The organism is Pseudomonas sp. PK-RTE-24 (assembly GCF_054052265.1).
Genome location: NZ_CM133224.1, coordinates 4,080,284 through 4,101,385 on the forward strand (window position 1 = coordinate 4,080,284; position 21,102 = coordinate 4,101,385).

The 21,102-nt window shown below is 60.1% G+C and carries 16 protein-coding genes; 8 read left to right on the plus strand and 8 right to left on the minus strand.

The window, feature by feature from the left end; genetic code table 11:
- Nucleotides 1–140: 140 nt before the first annotated feature.
- Complete coding sequence (locus ACV8MC_RS18485) at nt 141–1,877, minus strand: IlvD/Edd family dehydratase (protein ID WP_150635083.1); 1,737 nt, start codon at nt 1,875–1,877, stop codon at nt 141–143.
- 192 nt (nt 1,878–2,069) lie between these two features.
- On the opposite strand from ACV8MC_RS18485, the gene ACV8MC_RS18490 reads away from it, so the two are divergent.
- From ACV8MC_RS18490 to ACV8MC_RS18525, 8 genes are all read left to right on the plus strand, one after another.
- Nucleotides 2,070–3,392, plus strand: coding sequence for an MFS transporter (locus tag ACV8MC_RS18490; RefSeq protein WP_457262908.1), 1,323 nt, complete (start codon nt 2,070–2,072; stop codon nt 3,390–3,392).
- 145 nt (nt 3,393–3,537) lie between these two features.
- Nucleotides 3,538–4,530: an AraD1 family protein gene (gene araD1, locus ACV8MC_RS18495; RefSeq protein ID WP_217849064.1), complete on the plus strand. Its 993-nt coding sequence runs from the start codon at nt 3,538–3,540 to the stop codon at nt 4,528–4,530.
- 9 nt (nt 4,531–4,539) lie between these two features.
- Complete coding sequence (locus ACV8MC_RS18500) at nt 4,540–6,120, plus strand: aldehyde dehydrogenase (NADP(+)) (RefSeq protein ID WP_457262910.1); 1,581 nt, start codon at nt 4,540–4,542, stop codon at nt 6,118–6,120.
- A 180-nt stretch (nt 6,121–6,300) separates the two neighbouring features.
- Nucleotides 6,301–6,612, plus strand: a complete 312-nt coding sequence (locus ACV8MC_RS18505; protein WP_056789420.1) for a DUF5629 family protein — start codon at nt 6,301–6,303, stop codon at nt 6,610–6,612.
- Nucleotides 6,599–7,774 (plus strand): lactonase family protein, encoded by a 1,176-nt coding sequence (locus ACV8MC_RS18510; RefSeq protein ID WP_323620325.1) that lies wholly within the window; start codon nt 6,599–6,601, stop codon nt 7,772–7,774. The genes ACV8MC_RS18505 and ACV8MC_RS18510 overlap by 14 nt, the downstream gene beginning before the upstream one ends.
- A 156-nt stretch (nt 7,775–7,930) precedes the next feature.
- The gene (locus ACV8MC_RS18515) at nt 7,931–8,110 is read left to right on the plus strand and encodes a hypothetical protein (RefSeq protein WP_016775003.1); all 180 of its coding nucleotides are present in this window, start codon (nt 7,931–7,933) and stop codon (nt 8,108–8,110) included.
- A gap of 418 nt (nt 8,111–8,528) precedes the next feature.
- Complete coding sequence (locus tag ACV8MC_RS18520) at nt 8,529–8,741, plus strand: hypothetical protein (protein WP_039763920.1); 213 nt, start codon at nt 8,529–8,531, stop codon at nt 8,739–8,741.
- Nucleotides 8,738–8,995 (plus strand): hypothetical protein, encoded by a 258-nt coding sequence (locus ACV8MC_RS18525; RefSeq protein WP_016775000.1) that lies wholly within the window; start codon nt 8,738–8,740, stop codon nt 8,993–8,995. The genes ACV8MC_RS18520 and ACV8MC_RS18525 overlap by 4 nt, the downstream gene beginning before the upstream one ends.
- Before the next feature lie 119 nt (nt 8,996–9,114).
- Here the strand turns inward: ACV8MC_RS18525 and ACV8MC_RS18530 are convergent, their stop codons facing one another.
- The 7 genes from ACV8MC_RS18530 to ACV8MC_RS18560 form a co-directional block, all read right to left on the minus strand.
- Nucleotides 9,115–9,711: a glutathione S-transferase gene (locus ACV8MC_RS18530; RefSeq protein ID WP_252886338.1), complete on the minus strand. Its 597-nt coding sequence runs from the start codon at nt 9,709–9,711 to the stop codon at nt 9,115–9,117.
- A complete protein-coding gene (locus tag ACV8MC_RS18535) occupies nt 9,708–13,349 on the minus strand; it encodes an AAA family ATPase (RefSeq protein ID WP_457262914.1) in 3,642 nt (1,213 codons plus the stop codon). Before ACV8MC_RS18535 ends, ACV8MC_RS18530 begins: the two co-directional genes overlap by 4 nt.
- Entirely contained in the window at nt 13,346–14,590 is a 1,245-nt protein-coding gene (locus ACV8MC_RS18540) for an exonuclease SbcCD subunit D C-terminal domain-containing protein (RefSeq protein ID WP_457262916.1), read from the minus strand. The genes ACV8MC_RS18535 and ACV8MC_RS18540 overlap by 4 nt, the downstream gene beginning before the upstream one ends.
- Before the next feature lie 77 nt (nt 14,591–14,667).
- Nucleotides 14,668–15,594: a hypothetical protein gene (locus ACV8MC_RS18545; RefSeq protein ID WP_457265570.1), complete on the minus strand. Its 927-nt coding sequence runs from the start codon at nt 15,592–15,594 to the stop codon at nt 14,668–14,670.
- Between the two features lie 6 nt (nt 15,595–15,600).
- Nucleotides 15,601–15,828 (minus strand): hypothetical protein, encoded by a 228-nt coding sequence (locus ACV8MC_RS18550; protein ID WP_457262918.1) that lies wholly within the window; start codon nt 15,826–15,828, stop codon nt 15,601–15,603.
- A gap of 200 nt (nt 15,829–16,028) precedes the next feature.
- Entirely contained in the window at nt 16,029–17,144 is a 1,116-nt protein-coding gene (locus ACV8MC_RS18555; protein WP_457262920.1) for a hypothetical protein, read from the minus strand.
- Nucleotides 17,134–20,727, minus strand: a complete 3,594-nt coding sequence (locus tag ACV8MC_RS18560; RefSeq protein ID WP_457262921.1) for a toxin VasX — start codon at nt 20,725–20,727, stop codon at nt 17,134–17,136. The genes ACV8MC_RS18555 and ACV8MC_RS18560 overlap by 11 nt, the downstream gene beginning before the upstream one ends.
- Between the last annotated feature and the right edge of the window lie 375 nt (nt 20,728–21,102).

A 21,102-nucleotide genomic window follows, 5' to 3' on the forward strand; every position in this document is an offset into this window, starting at 1 on the left:
GGCACGGCACAGATTTGAGGCGATACGCAAAAGCAACTGTGGGAGCGAGCCTGCTCGCGAAGGCGGCATATCAGTCAAATAGATGTCGACTGACACTCCCTCTTCGCGAGCAGGCTCGCTCCCACAGGGGAATTGCGCTGTTAGTGAGAGTGACGCGGAACCTCGGCACCTCGGCAACCAACCAGGAAGTCAAAGTCGCAACCCTGATCCGCCTGCAGGACGTGATCGATGTACAGCTGACGATAACCGCCCACCAACAACTGTTGCGGCGCTTGCAGATCGGCCATGCGCGCGGCCAGTTCAGCATCGGGAATGTCCAGATGCAGACGGCCGCTGGCGCAATCGAGTTCGATCCAGTCGCCTTCCTGCACCGCCGCCAAAGGCCCGCCCGCTGCCGCTTCCGGGGCAACGTGCAAAACCACCGTGCCGTAAGCGGTGCCGCTCATGCGTGCATCGGAAATGCGCACCATGTCCGTCACGCCTTGCGCCAACAGCTTGGCCGGCAAGCCCATGTTGCCGACTTCAGCCATGCCCGGATAACCCTTCGGCCCGCAGTTCTTCATCACCAGAATCGAATCCTTATCGACGTCCAGCTCCGGATCGTTGATTCGCGCCTTGTACATGTCGAAGTTCTCGAACACCACCGCGCGACCGCGATGCTGCATCAGTTCAGCGCTAGCGGCGGACGGCTTGAGCACCGCGCCCAGCGGCGCCAGATTGCCGCGCAACACGCAGATGCCACCGTCAGCGCGAATCGGATTGTCGAGGGTGCGGATCACTTGGTCTTCGCCGTAGATCGGCGCGTCCTTGGTGTTCTCGCCGATGGACTTGCCGTTGACGGTCAGTGCGTTCGGGTTGGGGATCAGATTGGCTTCGCCGAGGCGACGCAGCACCGCTGGCAAACCACCGGCGTAGTAGAACTCTTCCATCAGGAAACGCCCGGACGGTTGCAGGTCGACGATGGTCGGCATGCCGCGACCGATGCGGGTCCAGTCGTCCAGATCGAGCTCGACGCCGATGCGCCCGGCAATGGCTTTCAAGTGGATCACGGCATTGGTCGAACCACCAATGGCGGCGTTGACGCGAATGGCGTTTTCAAAGGCTTCCTTGGTGAGGATCTTCGACAGTTTCAGGTCTTCACGCACCATCTCCACCGCACGCATGCCGGACATGTGCGCCAGCACATAACGGCGCGCATCTACGGCCGGAATCGCGGCGTTGTGCGGCAGCGAAGTGCCCAGTGCTTCAGCCATGCAGGCCATGGTCGACGCGGTGCCCATGGTGTTGCAGGTGCCCGCCGAACGCGACATGCCGCCCTCGGCTGCGAGGAAGTCATCGATGGTGATGGTGCCGGCCTTGACCTGTTCGCTGAGCTGCCAGACCACGGTGCCGGAACCGATGTCCTTGCCTTTGTGCTTGCCGTTGAGCATCGGCCCGCCGGTGACGACGATGGCCGGCACGTCGCAACTGGCCGCGCCCATCAACAGTGCTGGAGTGGTTTTGTCGCAACCGGTGAGCAGCACGACGCCGTCGATCGGGTTGCCGCGAATCGCTTCTTCAACGTCCATGCTCGCCAGGTTGCGGGTGAGCATGGCGGTCGGGCGCAGGTTCGATTCGCCGTTGGAGAACACCGGAAACTCCACCGGAAAACCACCGGCCTCGATCACCCCGCGTTTGACGTGCTCCGCGATCTGGCGGAAGTGCGCGTTGCACGGGGTCAGTTCCGACCAGGTGTTGCAGATGCCGATGATCGGCTTGCCGTGGAACTGATGGTCGGCGATGCCCTGATTCTTCATCCAGCTGCGGTACATGAAGCCGTTCTTGTCGGCTGTGCCAAACCATTGGGCGGAGCGCAGGGTGGGTTTCTTATCAGACATGATCGATTCTCTTATTGTAAGACTATTGTTTGCGAGCTGACGCTTAATCTAAGCTCAAAATCCGCGCTTTGGAAGTGTTGTTGGGTAATTAGTATTACTATATAGTCGTTTTCGACGGAGGGATGGCCCTGGCTGTTTTGGCGAGAGGCGTCCCCCGAGGTTCTATAAAAACAACAATCGGAGACCGATCTCATGAGCCAGGAATTGCGGCTTGTCCGGCGCATCACACTGAAACTGATTCCCTTCCTGATCCTGCTGTACCTGATCGCCTATGTGGATCGCTCCGCCGTCGGCTTCGCCAAGCTGCACATGGGCGCCGACATCGGCATCGGCGATGCCGCCTACGGCTTGGGTGCCGGGCTGTTTTTCATCGGCTATTTTCTCCTTGAGATTCCCAGCAACCTGATGCTCGAACGCTTCGGCGCGCGGCGCTGGTTCGCGCGGATCATGATCACCTGGGGCGCGATCACCATCGGCATGGCCTTTGTGCAAGGGCCGCACAGCTTCTATGTGATGCGTTTTCTGCTCGGCGCGGCCGAGGCGGGGTTCTTTCCCGGTGTGCTGTACTACATCACCCAATGGTTCCCGGTGCGCCATCGCGGCAAGATCCTTGGCCTGTTCATCCTCTCGCAACCGATCGCGATGATGATCACCGGTCCCGTGTCCGGTGGTTTGCTGGGCATGGACGGCATCCTCGGCCTGCACGGCTGGCAGTGGCTGTTCATCGTCATCGGCACCCCGGCGATCCTGCTGACCTGGCCGGTGCTGCGCTGGCTGCCGGACAGCCCGCAGCAAGTGAAGTGGATGGATCAGGCGGAAAAAGACTGGCTGACCGGCGAACTGAAAAAGGACTTGCAGGAATACGGCCAGACCCGTCACGGCAATCCGCTGCATGCGCTGAAAGACAAACGTGTGTTGTTGCTGGCGCTGTTCTATCTGCCGGTGACCCTGAGCATTTATGGTCTGGGCCTGTGGCTGCCGACGTTGATCAAACAGTTCGGCGGCAGCGATCTGGTCACCGGTTTCGTCTCTTCGGTGCCATACATTTTCGGGATCATCGGCCTGCTGATCATTCCGCGCAGTTCCGACCGCTTGAACGATCGCTACGGCCACTTGGCGGTGCTCTATGTGCTCGGTGCGCTGGGCCTGTTCCTCAGTGCCTGGCTGTCGCTACCGGTGGCGCAACTGGCGGCGCTGTGTCTGGTGGCGTTCGCGCTGTTCTCATGCACCGCAGTGTTCTGGACCTTGCCGGGGCGTTTCTTTGCTGGCGCGAGTGCGGCGGCGGGGATTGCCTTGATCAACTCGGTGGGCAATCTGGGCGGGTATATCGGGCCGTTCGTGATCGGCGCGTTGAAGGAATACACCGGCAATCTGGCTTCGGGGTTGTACTTCCTCTCGGGCGTGATGGTGTTCGGGCTGATTCTGACCGGCGTCGTTTACCGCGTGCTGGAACGCAAGCATGTGCTGCCCGTCGACCAGTTCGCCGCCAGCGCCCGTGGCGCGACCCGAACTTGACTGACCAACACTGGCCCCTGTGGGAGCGAGCCTGCTCGCGAAGAGGCCATCACATTCAACACTGTTGGTGACTGATACACCGCTTTCGCGAGCAGGCTCGCTCCCACAGGGGATAGCGGCGTTTTTGATGGAACAGGAGAAAATCATGCATCTGGTTCAATTCGAATTACCCAACGGCGAGCGCCGGGTCGGCGTGGTCGACAACGGTCAGGTCCGCGAAGTCGAGGACGCCCGCAGTGTCCGTGATCTGGCCCTGGCGGCAATCGAGGCCGGTAGCTCCCTTGAGCAGCAAGTGCAAAGCCTCGGCCTCGGTGCCAGCCACGACTACGCGCAGTTGCTCAAAGACCTGCGCATCCTGCCGCCACTGGATCACCCGGACCCGGCACACATGCTGGTCAGCGGTACTGGTCTGACCCATCTGGGCAGTGCTTCGGCGCGGGACAAGATGCACCAGCAGGCCGGCGATGAAGCGGCGATGACCGACACCATGCGCATTTTCAAATGGGGCGTGGAGGGTGGCAAACCGGCGGCGGGGCAGGCCGGTGTGCAACCGGAGTGGTTCTACAAGGGCGACGGCAGCATTGTCGTGCGTCCGGGGCAGGCGTTCCCGCTGCCGCCGTTCGCCGAAGACGCCGGTGAAGAGCCAGAGATGGCCGGCCTGTATGTCATCGGCAACGATGGCAAGCCGTATCGCCTCGGTTTCGCCGTCGGTAACGAGTTCTCCGATCACGTCATGGAACGCAAGAATTACCTGTACCTGGCGCACTCGAAATTGCGCAGTTGCAGTTATGGCCCGGAACTTCGTACCGGTGAATTGCCTCAACACCTTGCCGGCACCAGCCGAATCCTGCGTGACGGCGAAGTGCTCTGGCAGAACGAGTTCCTCAGTGGCGAGGCCAACATGTGCCACAGCCTGGCGAACCTCGAGTACCACCACTTCAAATACAGTCAGTTCCTGCGCCCGGGCGACGTGCACATTCACTTTTTCGGCACTGCGACCCTGTCGTTTGCCGACGGCATCCGCACCCAGCCGGGCGACACGTTCGAGATCAGCCAGGCCGACTTCGGCGCTGCGCTGGTCAACGGTATCGCACCGGTCAAAGCGGCTTTTGAACCGGACAGCATCGGCACCCTTTAAGGAGATCCCATGACTCAGATTCTCGGTCACAACTACATCGGCGGTCAGCGCAGCGCCGCCGGTAGCGTCAAACTGCACTCGGTCGACGCCAGCACTGGCGATGCCCTGCCGCATGATTTCATCCAGGCCACGGCCGAAGAGGTCGATGCCGCCGCCAAGGCTGCCGCTGCGGCTTACCCGACCTATCGCAGCCTCAGCGCCGAACGTCGCGCGCAGTTCCTCGACGCGGTCGCGGATGAGCTGGATGCGCTTGGCGACGATTTCGTCGCCGTGGTCTGCCGCGAAACCGCGCTGCCGGCCGGACGCATTCAGGGCGAGCGTGGTCGCACCAGCGGGCAGATGCGTCTGTTCGCCAAAGTCCTGCGTCGTGGTGATTTCTACGGCGCACGGATCGATCTGGCATTGCCGGATCGTCAGCCGCTGCCACGTCCGGATCTGCGTCAGTACCGCATCGGCCTCGGCCCGGTCGCGGTGTTTGGTGCGAGCAACTTCCCGCTGGCATTCTCCACTGCCGGTGGCGATACCGCAGCAGCACTGGCCGCCGGTTGCCCGGTGGTATTCAAGGCCCACAGCGGCCACATGGCCACCGCTGAACTGGTCGCCGACGCGATCATTCGTGCCGCAGAAAAAACCGGTATGCCCGCTGGCGTGTTCAACATGATTTACGGTGGCGGCGTCGGCGAATGGCTGGTCAAGCATCCGGCAATTCAGGCAGTAGGTTTCACTGGCTCGCTGAAGGGCGGTCGCGCTTTGTGCGACATGGCCGCTGCACGTCCGCAACCGATCCCGGTGTTCGCCGAGATGTCGAGCATCAACCCGGTGATCGTCTTGCCGCAGGCCCTGGCCACGCGTGCGGAAACCGTCGCGCGCGACCTCACCGCTTCGGTAGTGCAGGGTTGCGGTCAGTTCTGCACCAACCCGGGTCTGGTCATCGGTATTCGCTCACCGCAGTTCAGCGCGTTTGTAGAGCAAGTCGCCGCTGCGATCGGTGATCAACCGGCGCAAACCATGCTCAACGCCGGCACCCTCGGCAGCTATGGCAAAGGTCTGGAAAAGCTCCTGGCGCACAGCGGCATTGAGCATCTGGCCGGCAATCCGCAGCAGGGCAATCAGGCGCAGCCGCAGTTGTTCAAGGCCGATGTCAGCCTGTTGATCAGCGGCGACGAAGTGCTACAGGAAGAAGTGTTCGGTCCGACCACAGTAATCGTCGAAGTGGCCGATCAGGCACAACTGAGCGCAGCGCTGCACGGCCTGCACGGTCAACTGACCGCGACGATCATTGGTGAGCCGTCTGACTTCGAGCAATTCGCCGAACTGACGCCGCTGCTGGAACAGAAAGTCGGGCGCATCCTGCTCAATGGTTATCCGACTGGTGTCGAAGTGTGCGATTCGATGGTGCATGGCGGCCCGTACCCGGCGACGTCCGATGCGCGCGGCACGTCAGTGGGCACGCTGGCGATCGATCGCTTCCTGCGCCCGGTGTGCTTCCAGAACTACCCGGACAGCTTGCTGCCCGAACCACTGAAAAACGCCAACCCGCTGCGGATTCAGCGCCTGGTGGATGGCAAGCCATCGCGAGAGGCGATCTAAAGCCAAGCCGATGTCCCCTGTGGGAGCGAGCCTGCTCGCGAATGCATTCTTTCAGTCAGCCTTTCATGGCCTGACACACCGCATTCGCGAGCAGGCTCGCTCCCACAAGTGTTCCCATAAGGCCTCTGGATCACATTGGGCTATCATTGGCCCTTTCCCCCCCTAGAAAGACTGTTTGCCATGACTGCCCAAACCCTTCTCAACGCCCTCGAACACTGCGATATGGTCGAAATCGATGGCCTGCACGCCTTCGAATTCGCCCTCGACGAGGACGATAACCTGCACATCGAATGCATTGATGGCCGTGCAGCCAAGCACTGGGAATTCACCCCGGCGCAGGTCGCGCAAGCGACGTTCGATGAGACGCTGCAGAGCTGGCTGATCGTCGGTTACGCCAGCGACACCAAGACCACGGGCGAGCATCGTCTGGTGTGCCTCGGCGACGTAGTCAGCAGCAGCGACGATGAGGATGACAATAATGAAGATGCGTAATTTCTGGCCTTTGCTGATGGCCGGCAGCGTCGGCGCGATGGGGCTTTCCAGCGCCAGCGCCGACACCTTGCAGTTGCTGGTCGGCTCGTACACCGCCGGTTCCAGCCAGGGCATCTACCGCATGCAGTTCGACAGTGCCACCGGCCAGATCGACGCCAAGCCGCTGCAAGTGGTCAAGACCGAAAACCCGTCCTGGCTGACCCTCTCGAAAGACCAGAAGCGCTTGTTCGTGGTCAACGAAAACGGCCCGGGCCAGACTGACCCGGTCGGCCGCGTCAGCAGCTTCGCCATCGACCCGAAGACCCACGCGCTGAGCCTGATCAATCAGGTGCAGAGCCTGGGCAACGAGCCGACCCATTCCAGCCTCAGCGCTGATGCCAGACACCTGTTTGTCAGCAACTACTCGGTGATGGAAGACCCGGGCGGCACCCTGGCGGTATTGCCGGTCGATGCCGACGGCCAGCTGAAACCGGTGGTGCAGATGAGCGGCCACCCGGCCAGTCGGGTCAACCCTGAGCGCCAGGCCTCGAATCACGTGCACTCGACGGTGTCTTCGCCGGACGGTCGCTATGTGTTCTCCAATGATTTGGGCGCGGACAAGGTTTTCATCTATCAGTACGACCCGAAGGCCAACCCGCACCTGCCGCTAACCCCGGCGAAAACCGCCTCGGTAGCCTTGCCGGCCGGCAGTGGCCCGCGTCATCTGCTGTTCAGCGCTGACGGCAAACACGCCTGGCTGACCATGGAGATGAGTGCACAGGTCGCGGTGTTCGACTACAAGGACGGCGTACTGACCCAGACGCAGTTGGTCGATCTCGCGGCGGGCCAGCCAACCTCGGACAAGGCCGGCGCGGCGCTGCATGCTTCGGCTGACGGCAAGTTTCTCTACGTGAGCAATCGCGGCACGGCCAATCAGCTTGTAGTGTTCGGCATTGATCCTGCGACCGGTCAGCTCAAAGAGCTGCAAAAGCGCTCGGTCGAGGGTGATCACCCGCGCGAGTTTGCTCTCGATCCGAGCGGTAAATTCGTCTTGATCGCCAACCAGAAGAGCAACCAGATTGTCGTCGTCGAACGCGATGCCAAGACCGGTCTGCTCGGCAAAACCGTGCAAAAACTGCCGATGGACGCGCCAAGCGATCTGAAGTTTGTAGTGCGACAATAAGCCACAGGCCCCGTTCTGCGGGGCCTGCATCGTTGTATTAATTGCACTGATATCGGCTAATGCTACAAAAGATTTCAAGCGAGCAACCCTCGAGCGTTACGTTTGTTTCACAGCCCGACCGGGCAAACCAAGCAAACGAACACGAGGGTTACCGCCATGAATTTCAATCTCTTCTCCGTCATCGCCGCTTCCGCCATTTCTGCCACCGTGGTATTGCCAGCCGGTGCCAACGTCGAAATCGCCAGCAAAAAATCCCACACCCAGAGCTACACCCAGAAATACCTGCAACAAAGCGCCAACTTCTACGCCGCGCTGGATCACAAAACCCAAGCCTGAAATTCCCGTCTCCTTGTAGGAGCTGCCGAAGGCTGCGATCTTGATCGTTCCCATGCTCTGCGTGGGAACGATCAAACAAGAGATCGCAGCCTTCGGCAGCTCCTACGCGCGCGCGTAACCTGATCGTTCCCCCGCTCTGCGTGGGAACGCAGCCCGGGACGCTCTGCGTCCCATTGGAACGCGGAGCGTCCCTTGAGGCATTCCCACGCGGAGCGTGGGAACGATCAATCACAAGATCGCAGCCTTCGGCAGCTCCTACGCGCGTACGCGTTCTCCACTCATAGGTTTTCTCTCGCCGGCAAATAGAGCCGCTAAATAATCAACGAAGCTGATATTCACCATTGCAAACCCTGAGTGGTTGCTTCGGCTTTTTTGATTGATTCTGTGGCCATCGAAACCTTTGCCCACGGAGAACACCATGGCCAGCGCAATCCTCACTTCCGCCAAACGCGGCGCCTACCTGGCCATCGGTCTGTACCTGGCCGTGGTGCTGTTCGTCAGCATCGGCGCGCAAATGGAACACAGCTTCGACGCCCCGATCGACGTCGCCCACCCCGGCATCCAGTTCGAACTGCGCTCGCAAAGCGCGATGGTCGACAGGGCCGAACTCGCAGGAGTCGGCGGCGCATGAAAGGCTACAGACTCTGGGTCATCGCCAGCCTCGCGCTGATGACCAACGGCGCCTCACTCTTGGGGTTTGGCCAAGGCTCGGTGGGCGGTTTGGCCCGGGCCATAGAGGCCAACCACAACATCGCGCACAACATTGAACGAGCCAACACGCTGGGCCTGATGGCCGGCAATCCACCGGTCAAGGTTGCGGTGGATTTTCTCGGGCCGTTTGAAGTGGATTGCATGGCGCTGGGCATGTGCCAAGCACTGGCCTAATGATCGTTCCCACGCTCTGCGTGGGAATGCCTCAAGGGACGCTCCGCATTCCAATGGGACGCGGAGCGTCCCCGGCTGCGTTCCCACGCGGAGCGTGGGAACGATCAAGAGAGAGAGAGTTACTTCTTCATGATCGAGGTGAACAGTTCGGATTCGAGCAAGCGCTGCAACCAGGCCTGCAAGCGAACATAAGGCGTCTGCGCGAACCACTCTCGATCAACGTGAGCGAACTGCCGGACGAAGGGCAGCAGGGCGATGTCGGCGAGGCTCGGATGATCGGCCAGCAAGTAGTCACGTCCTTCAAGCAGCTCATCCAGTTTCTGCAGAAATAACGCACCTTCAGCCCGATAAGCTTCCATCGGCTGCTCAGGGTAACGCTCGGCGTACTTGTAGCGATTCAAAGCCGATTTGAAAATCTGATCATTGCCTTCAATCAGTTTCTCCATCCACAGTGCCGCGAACGAATCACCGGCCAGCAACCAATCATCCGGATCATTCTGCGCCAACGCCCAGCGCATGATCTGCAGACTCTCATCGATCACCACGCCATCGGCATTCAGCACCGGCACCGTGCCCTTGGGCGAGAGCGCCAGCATCTGCGCCGGTTTGTCCTTGAGACTGACTTCGACAATCTCCACCGGCACGCCCGCATAACGCAGCGCCATTCGCGCACGCATGGCGTAAGGGCAGCGGCGGAAGGAATACAGCGTGTTCATTTCACCTCCAGCGTGCTCAAACCATTGCCTTGGCGCCGCACCTGAATCTGCACCGGAATCCGCTCGTGCATTTCCTGCACGTGGGAAATCACCGCCACCTTGCGTCCCTGTGCCTGCAAGCCATCGAGCGCGTCCATGGCCAGTTGCAAGGATTCCGGATCAAGGCTGCCGAAACCTTCGTCGATAAACAGCGATTCGATTTTCAGCGTGCTCGACGCCATCGAGGCCAGACCCAGCGCAAGGGCGAGTGATACGAGGAACGTCTCGCCGCCCGACAACGAATGCACCGAGCGCAGTTCGTCGCCCATTTCCGTGTCCATCACCAGCAGGCCGAGCATGCTGCCGCCACGTTTGAGGCGATAGCGTTTGACCAGTTGGCGCAGCTGCGCGTTGGCGTGGTGCACCAGCAGGTCGAGGTTGTACGCCTGGGCGATCTTGCGGAAGGTGTCACCGGTGGCCGAGCCAATCAAGGCACTGAGTCGCGCCCAGCGTTGATACTCGGCGTAGGCGTCAGCGATCTGCCGGGCCAACGCCTGATTGGCGTTCTGTCGGCGCTGGTCTTCAACCTGCTCGGCGCGCAGTTCGGCGCATTGCTGCTCGCTGACGGCAAACCGGGTTTGCAGCTCGGCGAGAGCGCTGTCCAGCTGTTCGGCGTCAAGATTGCCGTCCTGCCGGGCCTGGTGATCCAGCAGACGCTGATCGCGCTCCTGCAACAGGACCTGGGCTTGTTCGATGGCTTTTTCGTTGTGCTGAAGGGTCTGGCGCAGTCCGGCGACTTGCGCGTCGTCGAAGCGCAGCAAGTCTTCCAGGCCGCTGTCATCCAGTTCCGGGTGGCTGGCGCGCCAATCGGCGATCTTGCCGGCGAGTGCCTGTTCTTCAGCCTCCAATGCTTGCAGGCGATCCTGCTGTGACTTGAGTTCGGCTGCGATCTGCACCAGCTGCGTGCGCACGCTTTGCAGCTCTTCAGCCGTACTGGTTTCGGCGACGCGCGCCTGTTCCACCGCGTGTTCCAGCTGCTGCTGCCAATGCTCGGCGCTGTCGTGCTTGCCAAGTAACTGCGCGAGTTTTTCCTGACAGCTTTGCTGCTGCTCGGTCAGCGCGGTGAATTGTTGCTCGGCGCTGTGCAGTTGCTGAGTGCGCAGCTGTTGGCGATCCTGTTCTTTCTCCAACGTCTGCTGGCGTTGCTGCTGTTCGCTCAGCTCTTCCTTTTGCTGTTCGAGCTGGGCCAGACGCTCGGCGATCTGCCGATCCAACTGCATGAATGTTGCCGCCGGCTCCAGGCGCAGTGCTTCGAGGGTGTCAGCCGGCAGCAGCGGACCGAACGCGCTGAGTTCTTCTTCAAGGCGCTGACGGTCGTTGTTGAGTTCATGCTGCTGATGGCTCAGCTGTTGCGCCGCTTGCTGATACGCCACCTCGGCCTGACGCAATTGTTGCGACAAGCGCGCCGCGTCCTGTTGCAAGGTGAGCAGGGCGCTTTGCCGTTGCTCGTCTTGAGTGATGCTCTGGTTCAACTGCTCGGTCTGGCGGCTGAGCCAGGCGTCGCGTTTGTCGGCGTCCTGATTGAACAGTTGCGCGGCCAGCGGATGCGCCTCGAGGCTCGGGGCCAGGGCTTGTTGCTGCGCCGCCAGTTGTTCCTGTTGCTGCAGCAGCTCTTTCTGTTGCGCGATCACGCCACCGACTTCGCCGCGCAGCTCGATCAGTTTTTCCTTGAGCTGATCGACCACTTGCTGGGCGTTGGCCTGTTCGCTTTCATCGTGACGGCCAAGGCTTTGCAACAGCGCTTCGGGCTGATGATAGGGATGCTCGTTGCTGCCGCAGACCGGGCAGGGCTGATCGTCCTGCAACTGCGCGCGCAACTCTTCGACACTGGCACTGCGCGCCAGCCGCTGACGCTCGAGCAGTTCGCGAGTGACATTGAGGGTCTGCTCGGCGACGGTCAGTTCGGCCTTGGTTTTCACACCGTCCTGGGTCAAGCGTTCGCGTTGCTGCTGCGCGTCGAGCTGACGTTGTTGCAACTTGGCGCTGCGCTTGTCGAGATCCTGCTGAGACGCCCACAGGCGCGACAGGTCTTCGATTGCGCGCAGCTGTTTGCGGTTGTCCTGCAGCAAGGTGCCGAGCAGGCCGATCTGTTCCGCAACCGCATCGGGCTCGGCGCCGGCCTCTTTGAACAGCACTTCCAGTTGCTGTTTGTGCGAGGCCAGTTGCTCAGCACTGCGCGCGGCGTTCTGTTCGAGGGACGCCAGTTCGCTCTGGCCCTTGTTCATGCGGTTGCCGATCAGCATCAGCTGTTGCAGACGGTCGCGATAGGCGCTCCAGGCATCGCTCAAGGGCGCCAGATGGGCGCTCTGCTCAAGCTCGGTGGCGATGCGTTGCAAGCGTGCGGCGACTTCAGCCTGTTTTTCCTGCAAGGCCTGAATCGCGCTCTGGCCATCCTTGAACGCTTGCTCGGCGGTTTGTCGGGCTTCGGCGCTGCTGGCAGTGTCCTTGATCAGACGGGCGAGGGTGCTTTGCTCTTCGAATGCCTGACGCAGCAACGGTGCGTTTTCGCTCTGGCGCTGTTGCGCTTCGCTCAGGGCGACTTTTGCTGCATCGAGGTTTTGCGCCAGTTGCGTCTGGCGCTCGCCCAACGCAGCGTGTTGTTGGGTGTGCGCGGCAATCTGCGTCGCCAGTGGCGTCAGCAGCGCATCAAGCTCGGCCTTGCGCGCGAACTGATGGCGTTGCGGGCCAAGCTGTTCCAGACGCGTCAGTTTTACCCGCTCGCCGGCCAGTGCCTGCCATTGCTGTTGCGCGGCTTGCAGTTGTTCGCTGGCGGCCTTTTGCGCGTCCTGCAACTGATGCAAATCCTTCAGCCAACCGTGTTGTTGCTCAAGCTGTTTGAGCTGCGCCTGTTGCGCCTTCATATGTTGCTGCGCGGTGTTGAAACGCTCGTCGAGTTCGGCGCGGGCTTCCGGCGCCAAAGGCGTTACCCCGGTAGCCTGATCCTGCAACAGCTTGTGCGCTTCGCGGGCTTCTTTGGTCTTGTCGAAAGCGCGGCGGCCGAGGCGGGTGTAGAGCGCGGTGTCTGTGAGTTTTTCCAGCAGTTCACTGCGGTCGTTGTCGTCGGCCTTGAGGAACGCGCTGAACTCACTCTGCGCCAGCAGCACAGCGCGGGTGAACTGTTCAAAGTTGAGGCCCAGCGCGGCTTCCAGCTGGGTTTTGTATTCGCCTTTCTGGCTGGCGAGCAGTTGATCCTGATCGATGTCGCGCAGGCTCTGCCGACTGGCCTGGAGTTTGCCACCAGCCTTCTCGCGAGCACGATTGGCTTCCCAGCGCGCGCGATAGCGGCGGCCATCGACGCCGACAAAATCCACTTCGGCATAGCCTTCACCCGTGCCACGCCGCAGCAAGGTGCGCGGGTCACCAGTGGCGATTTCACCGTCAGCGTCGGGGACTTTCGCATCGCGACCGGTGTTGTTCAGGCGCGGTACGGCGCCGAACAGTGCTAGGCACAAGGCGTCGAGCAGGGTGCTTTTGCCGGCGCCTGTGGGGCCGGTGATCGCAAACAGCCCGGCGCTGGCCAGCGGTTCGGCGGTGAAATCGATCTCGAAAGGACCGGCCAGCGAGGCCAGGTTCTTCAAACGAATGGCGAGAATCTTCATGGCTGCTCGCCCTCCAGTTGCACGTCCTGCAGCAGTTCGGCGAAGTCCTTGAGCGTCTGCTCGTCGACCTCGCTGCCGTAATTGTCGAGCCAGGCGCGGCTGAACAATTCCTGCGGGGTGAGCTGGTCGAGTTCGATCAACGTGCTGCCGTCATCGCTGCCATCGGCGCCACGATTGCCGGCGTATTCAGCGGCGATGCGCACCAGTCGCACGGCTTTGCCTTGCAGTGCGGTTTCCACTTGATGGCGCAGATCCGGCTGCGGCTCATCCAGGCGCACGCGCACTTCGAGCCAGGGCTGGCGCTGGGTTTCGGCGAGCAGATCGATGTTCGGCAGGTCGGCCAGTTGCAGCAGAATCTCGGCCAGCGGTGCCGGGCCGATGCGCTGCAGATTGACCGAGCGCGGGATCAGTTTCGGCTCGACGCTGACCAGGGTTTCACCGTCGAGGACCACATCGAGAACCTGATGTTGATAACCGATTTCGGAGAACGACAGCGGAATCGGCGAGCCGCTGTAGCGGATGCGCTCCTCGCCGTTGACCTTCTGCGGCTTGTGCAAATGGCCGAGGGCGACGTAACTGATGCTTTCGCCGAACAGGCTGGCGGGCAGCGCTTCGGCATTGCCGATGATCAGGCTGCGTTCGGAATCCTCCGACACAGAGCCCCCGGCCATGTGCGCGTGGCTGATAGCGATCAACGCCTGCCCGGGTTGACGCTTGGCATTCGCCGCCGCGATCAGCCATTCATGCACCTGAGCGATGCCGCGCAGATAGTTGTCACCCAGATGCGCGCCAGTGACTTCCGCCGGGCGCAAAAACGGCAGCGCCAGACACCACGCGGCGATTTCTCCTTGGGCATTCGGCAGCGGCAGCAGCAGGCGCTCGGCATCGAGTTGCCCGTCATCCAGCCACAAGACCCGACCCAACGCGTGAGTGCGCAAACGCCGCATCAACGGCGCCGGCAGCTCGATCCGCGAGCCGGAATCATGGTTGCCGGCGATCATCACGATGGTCAGCAACGGCTGCTGTTCGTGAGCGCTGACGATGAAGTCGTAAAGGCGTTCCTGAGCTTTGACCGGCGGATTGACCGTATCGAAGATATCGCCGGCAATCAGCAGCACATCCGGCTGCGCCAAGTGCAACTGGCGCAGCAGCCATTCGAGAAAACACGCGTGCTCGAAATCGCGCTCCTGGCCGTGCAGGTTTTGCCCAAGGTGCCAGTCGGAGGTGTGGAACAGACGCAAGGTGGACTCCGCATTTTGATCAAGAGGGTGGCCGCGAAGAAGAACGGGCGGCGAAAGGAGGGGAGTTTACTGGCAAATCACGCCCCTTGCCTTGTCGCGTGTCTGCTTGCACCGGCAGCGGCGAATATTTCGGTAATCGGCCGATGCGGCTGGCGCTTGTGCATCCGCCGCACTTGTTCACTCAGTCGCAACAACTCTTCACTGGGCTTGGCCCATTGCTCTTTCGGCAATGGCTCGGACCAGGCACGCATAACATCCGGCAGCGCCTGCTTGCCGATTCTTTCCAGCCGACGAATTTCCCATTCGAGCAGACGGTTGGGAATCGTCCATAGGGTCATGACGTGATACAGGTACCAGAAGAACCCCGACAACCGCGAGCGGCGGCCTTCATGGATCTCCTGATGCATCCGCGCGCGGGCATTGTGGAATGTATGCAGGCCTTCGTGGGGTGGGTCGTCCGGGCCTTGCAGATCCTGCAAATCCTGAATCGATTTGAGGTCGTTGACCTCGTACTCCATGTAACCGCGAATCGCTTCCCAATGGCTGATCGCGAGCTCCAGGCCGGCGCATTGGAATTCGAGGCTGGTGAGGGTTTCGCCGTGGCGAAAACCGATGCCCATGCCGTATTGGCGATGGACGCCGAACTGGCTGGCACCTTGGGCTTCGATGATCCAGGCGCTGAGCGACTCCCACGGGACAAATACCGGTTCGGTCGCGCCCCGGGGCATGAAGCAGACTTCGCGGCGTTGACGGTTGAAGCGGGTTGGGATGAGGGAGAGGCGTTTTTTGTGGACGTGCTGCCAGACGCCCAGGTTAATACACAAAGAACAAAAAATGGTCAAAGAGCCCGTACCAATCAAAGCATCGAAAACTCCTTCGATGGCGCCGCATATGTCATTCCACCCCGAACCTGCCAGAAAAAACATAAAACCAGCAATTGCGGGAAAAAGGCACGTGATCATGAAGGTTGCACTAAAGGGCAACCCTACTGTTACCTGCCACATGAACACTTATGGCGGTCCTATCCCGAATTCCATGTAAACATCATTGAGCTCACCGATATGTGGGCCATAAGGGGGCATCGGTGTGGGCAGTGGCAACGGTGCGAGATAGGTGATCTTTCCGCTTGGAAACGGCTCTACATCGCCCGCTTTTCTGATCACCTCACATTGCGCATCAACAAGAGGCTCATTGTGATTATTCAGCATGGTCAGCCCTTCCGAGGTATTGATTTTCAACCAGCAGAACCATCGGGTTTTCCTTGGCCGACCCGGTAGCAACCACTGAGAAATGGCCGCCACCCCGAGGGTCTCCCACTTTGTCCAAGATCAACCGAAACATCCGCGTCCAACGCGGTCCTCTGTGGGAGCGAGCCTGCTCGCGAAGGCGCTCAAACAGGCAAAAACCTCCCACCCTCTGGCCACAAAACTGCTCAACATCAGCACTCAGCTCGCCTGCAAACCTCAGCGAAAATCTGCGTAATCGGCCGATGCGGCTGGCGCTTGTGCATCCGCCGCACTTGTTCGCTCAGCCGCAACAACTCTTCACTGGGCTTGGCCCATTGCTCTTTCGGCAGCGGCTCGGACCAGGCACGCATGACTTCCGGCAGCGCCTGCTTGCCGATTCTTTCCAGCCGACGCACTTCCCATTCGACCAGACGATTGGGAATCGTCCATAAGGTCATGACGTGATACAGGTACCAGAAGAACCCCGACAACCGCGAGCGGCGGCCTTCATGGATCTCCTGATGCATCCGCGCGCGGGCATTGTGGAATGTATGCAGGCCTTCGTGGGGTGGGTCGTCCGGGCCTTGCAGGTCTTGCAGGTCCTGAATCGATTTGAGGTCGTTGACTTCGTACTCCATGTAACCGCGAATCGCTTCCCAATGGCTGATCGCGAGCTCCAGGCCGGCGCATTGGAATTCCTGGCTTATGAGGGTTTCACCTTGGTAGAAACCGATGCCCATGCCGTATTGGCGGTGGATGCCGAACTGGGTGGCGCCCTTGGCTTCTATGATCCAGGCGGACAGCGATTCCCATGGGACGAAGACAGGTTCGGTGGCGCCTTCGGGCATGAAGCAGACTTCGCGGCGTTGACGGTTGAAGCGGGTTGGGATGAGGGTGGCGCGGGTTTTGTGGACGTGGTGCCAGACGCCTAGGCCAATAAACAAGGCAATTAAACCCGTTGAGAAAGCCAATTTGTAAATGGCAAAAAAAATACCCTCAATGACTTCTTTAATGAACTCCCAGCTATCACCTAACAGAAGTCCTATAAACCCTCCCATCAGTGGATATAGGAACGCGATCATTAATGTGCCGCTGAATGGTCCGCCTAAAATGACTTGCCAAGAAAAAACCTCCAGTGTCCCTAAACCGAAATCCATATAAACGTCATTCAGTTCACCAATATGCCGACCGTAAGCTGGCATTGATGTTGGTAATGGCAAGGGCGCGAGATAGGTAATTTTTCCGCTCGGAAACGCCTCAATGTCACCGGTCTTTCTAGGCTGTCGAAGCGGGCGAGTTGCTAATGGATCATCGTGATTATTCAGCATGGTCAGCTCTTTCTAACAGGTGAGCCTCAACCAGCAAAACTGGAGGTTTTTCTTTGACCTGTTGGGGAGTAACAACCCCAAAATGACCCTCACCACGCGGATCGAGGTGAATGACGCGAGTTCGAGATGCCCATTCACCCTTTTTATTCAATGTCTGAACGCACACAGCCAATTCCAGCGTTTCTTTCGCGGGAACAAATTCCGACCCGAGGCCCGCTGGATACTGGAGACAAAGTATCAGTCCTTCTGGGCTGGACTTCACGATGCGCAGGCTGCTTAAAATCTCGTCACTAATGACATCTCGCTGCTCTCGTGGTGCTCCTCGACTGTGCAGCGGAATTGAAATGCGGTGCGCGCCGATACCTAAACGGGAGGTTGGGTTGCCGCCAAACGGACGCAGCAGATCATTCAGCGTTAGGGTCGGCAATGCTAAGTGAATATCGCTGGGTTTGGCTTTGAATAACAGATCCTTCAGCCAAGAGTCGTACAGATTTGGGCCAAGCTGCGCGTAAGGTGCGTGAATTAAAAAAGCCAGATAACTTTGATAGTCATAAAGTGAGTGGTCGCCACGCATCTCGCTATCCCTACTCCACGGTGTGATTTTCAACCATTTATCGTGAGCACTGATGTTGTAGCGGCTGTACAGCAAGCTACCCCCCAGCTCTAGAACAGTAAAAAGTGCTCCAGCGAGATTGAAGCGGAAAAAGACGGTGGATAAACGTGTGCCAGCAGCGGCCCAAGCAGCTCTACGAGCGGCATTACTTGACGCCTTCAATACCTTGAATGTGGAGTGGACAGTGTTGGTCAAACCATAGCCACTAACTGATGTCATGCCACCAGCTCCCATCGTCGCCAATGCAGCTGCGCTTTGCGCCGAATGATTTCCACTGCGAACCGCCTGTTCCCAGTTTTTGCGTTGCGTGACAATACTGTTCGTAGAAGAAGCCAACCCTGACAAATATGTAAAAAAACCCAATCCCACATGCAATTTCCCCATCTGCACGTGCACGGTCTGCAAGGCATGGAGCTGAACGCTTGCCACTAGAGAAGCGCAGCGAACTTTTAACGCCGTATCAGCAAGACTTTGTGCGGCACTAAATCCCGCCGCTCCCGTTGCAACGACTGAATTCATCAACGAGGTCCACACTCTTTCATTTACAGCCTGCCTGCGCAGCTCCCGATAAACCCCCACCAAATTCACCACCTGCACCAACACCACCAACAACCCCATCCCCTCCGTCCGCACCAGACTCGCCTTCGAAACCCCCGCCACCCCCGCGCGAATGTTCTCCAGCAACCCGCGCAATTCCCCTTGCTGCGCCGACGGAAACACCACCGTCACGCCCGCTTTCGCCGGGGTGGCGCCATACAGCCGTGCCGAGCGATCCGGCAGTTCGTCAATCGGGCTTAGCGCTGCCGCAAGGCGGCCTTCGAACAGCGCCAGTTGCGTGCGCACGCGAACGATTTCCTGCTGCAATTCCACCGCCCGGGCGGTTTTGTGGCCTTGGCGGTTTTTATTGTGGGTGAGCTGGTTGCGTTCGCGGTTGAGAGTTTTCAGGTAGTCGCGTTCGCGCAGCACTTCCTTGATCGTGGCTTGCAGCGCCGCTTGCTCAGCCGGGGTGGACACGGTGAAGGTCACGCCGCTGGTTCGCGCGGCGTCGAAGACGCGCAGGCGCAGGGCTTTGGGCAAGCGCTGGAACAGTTCGTCGAGGTCGGGGATTTTCTCGCCGGCAAGATCGAAGCCTTCCAGCGCCCGGCTCAGGCCGAGGTTCAGCGCCGGGCTGTAGGTGTCTTGCACCGCGTCCGCCAAGACGCGACTGTGTGCGGGCAGGTCGTCCAGCGCGGGCAGCTGCGGCTGCTCGATGCTCTGCAACTTGGCCAGCCAGGCCGGCAGGTTGTTGAACATCGCCATGCCGGCGTTGAACAGCGTTGAATATTGCCCGGCCTGTTCGCTCTGCAAGCGCAGCGGCAAGGTGTAGAACAGCGGGCGGGTCAGTTGCGGGTGTTGCTCGAGGTAACCGAGCATTTGCTCATTGGCCGCGTCGCTGCGGCCGATGTCCTTGAGGCAGGCGTATTCGCTGGCGAGCGCCTGATCGATCTGCACTTGCCCGTCGAAATACCACGCCGAGCGATGGAAACGCCCGGCGCACAGCAATTGCGCGCGGTCGGCGGTGATGCGTTCGAGCAGGCGATTCCAGCGTCCGAGGTTGTCGCGATGATTGTTCAGCACCTCGTCCATCGCCGGGCGGTCGATCAGGTCGTTGATGCCGCGCTTGCCGCTGAGCAGCGGGCCGTCGAGCACGTCTTTCATGCGCCGACTCTGATCTTTGCCGAGCTCGACCAGTGTGCTGAGGTGGCGCTCGACGAAGTCGGCCGGGGCCACTTCAACAAAATATTCACGGGTGTAAAAGCGCCGATCTGCCTCGGCGGTGACGCGAGCATGTGCGGTGAAATCCGGGGCGACGCCGTCGAAACGGTTCAGCGCCAGCGACTCGTCCAGTGCCTTTTCGCGAAGCTGTTGCAACTCAGGCGTGGCTTCGCCTGCAACTGGCTCGAGCTCACCACCCTTGTTCAAATACTCGAGCAGCGCCTGCCGGGTATTTTCCCGATCCGGTTCGGGCAATTGCTCCAGTTCAGCAAACAATGCCTGGGCGCGCGGATCGTCGCTGGCCTTGGCCAAAGTGTCGAAGTCCTGAGATCCGAGCTGGCTCAGCGACTCGATGTAACTGGCCAGCAGATAGTCGCGCTCGTTGTTGTCGGTGTTGCTCCACTGCTCGACCCAGCCGACCACCAGGTCCTGATAATCAGCCAGATCGCGCATCACGCCGAGGTCGTCGTTGACCAGCAGAAACAGCGTGTCGTCCTGATAAGGCCCGCGCACCCGACCAAGAAATTCGCCGATATGCGCCTCGCGAAAACGTCGTGGGTTTTCCCACAGATAGGGTTCGCGTTCGTGCTCCGGCGCATCGCTGACCTGCACCGTCGGCATCCGCGTGGCATCCGCCTCGGCCAGCGGTTTCGCTGTGCAGGCCACTTCCGCCAGCCACTGTTTGGCCTGGGCCACGGTGAGCAAATGCTCGCCGCCGATCAGACAATGCACCGGGCCGAGATCGACCGCCTGCATGAAGTGCTCGCGCTCCTCCGCGCTGTCCAGCACCTGTCGGCACTTCGCCGCGCTCAACTGCACGTCGGCGAAGGTCAGGTACAGGGTGCTTTTGCGCGAGAAGATCAATGCCGGACGTTCTTCGATGGTGCTGCGCTGATCCTCGCTGACGCTTTTGCCGCGATGCAGCAATGCGCTGATGACACCTTCCAGCACGCGGTATTCATAGAGCTCACCGCTGAGGCTGTCGACGATGTACAGCCAGCCATCGCGCAGGCGGCGGATGCCCATGGGGCGCGTGGTCAGGGTGTACGGCAGCGTGAGTTCGGTGCTGGGGTCGAAGGATTTTTCGACAAGGCCGTACGCGAGGGGCAGCAGTTGCACGTGGGTGTTGCGCAAGGGGCAGGCGGCGGGGCCGATGATCGGGGCTTTGGACGCTGCGGCTGCCGCGAGGTTGGCGGGGTGCATCATTGAGCACATTTCCCTGTGTCTGTTTGTGACAGAGAAATGTGCGTGTATCTGGAAAACGACAGCAGTCAGATCTTTCTGTGTTTTGCGTAGGAATCGAACACTCGGGATGAAACCTACAAGGGATCGTCTGAAATCTTACAGAGGTTGCTTCGGATGAATCTTGAGTAACCCTGAAGGCGTACCCGCGCTCGCAAACCTACGCTGATAAATAGATCCGTTAACAAGCTCATTGCCTACGGATTTGAGCCGTACCGCTCATCGAAATCGATTTTTCAACGCATCCATTAATTGACGCCAAAATAGTGGCCATCTAATATCGCGCCACTATTTTGATACTAGTGCGCTATTGCAGGGATGCCAGCGACTCTTTGCGCTCATCCGCGC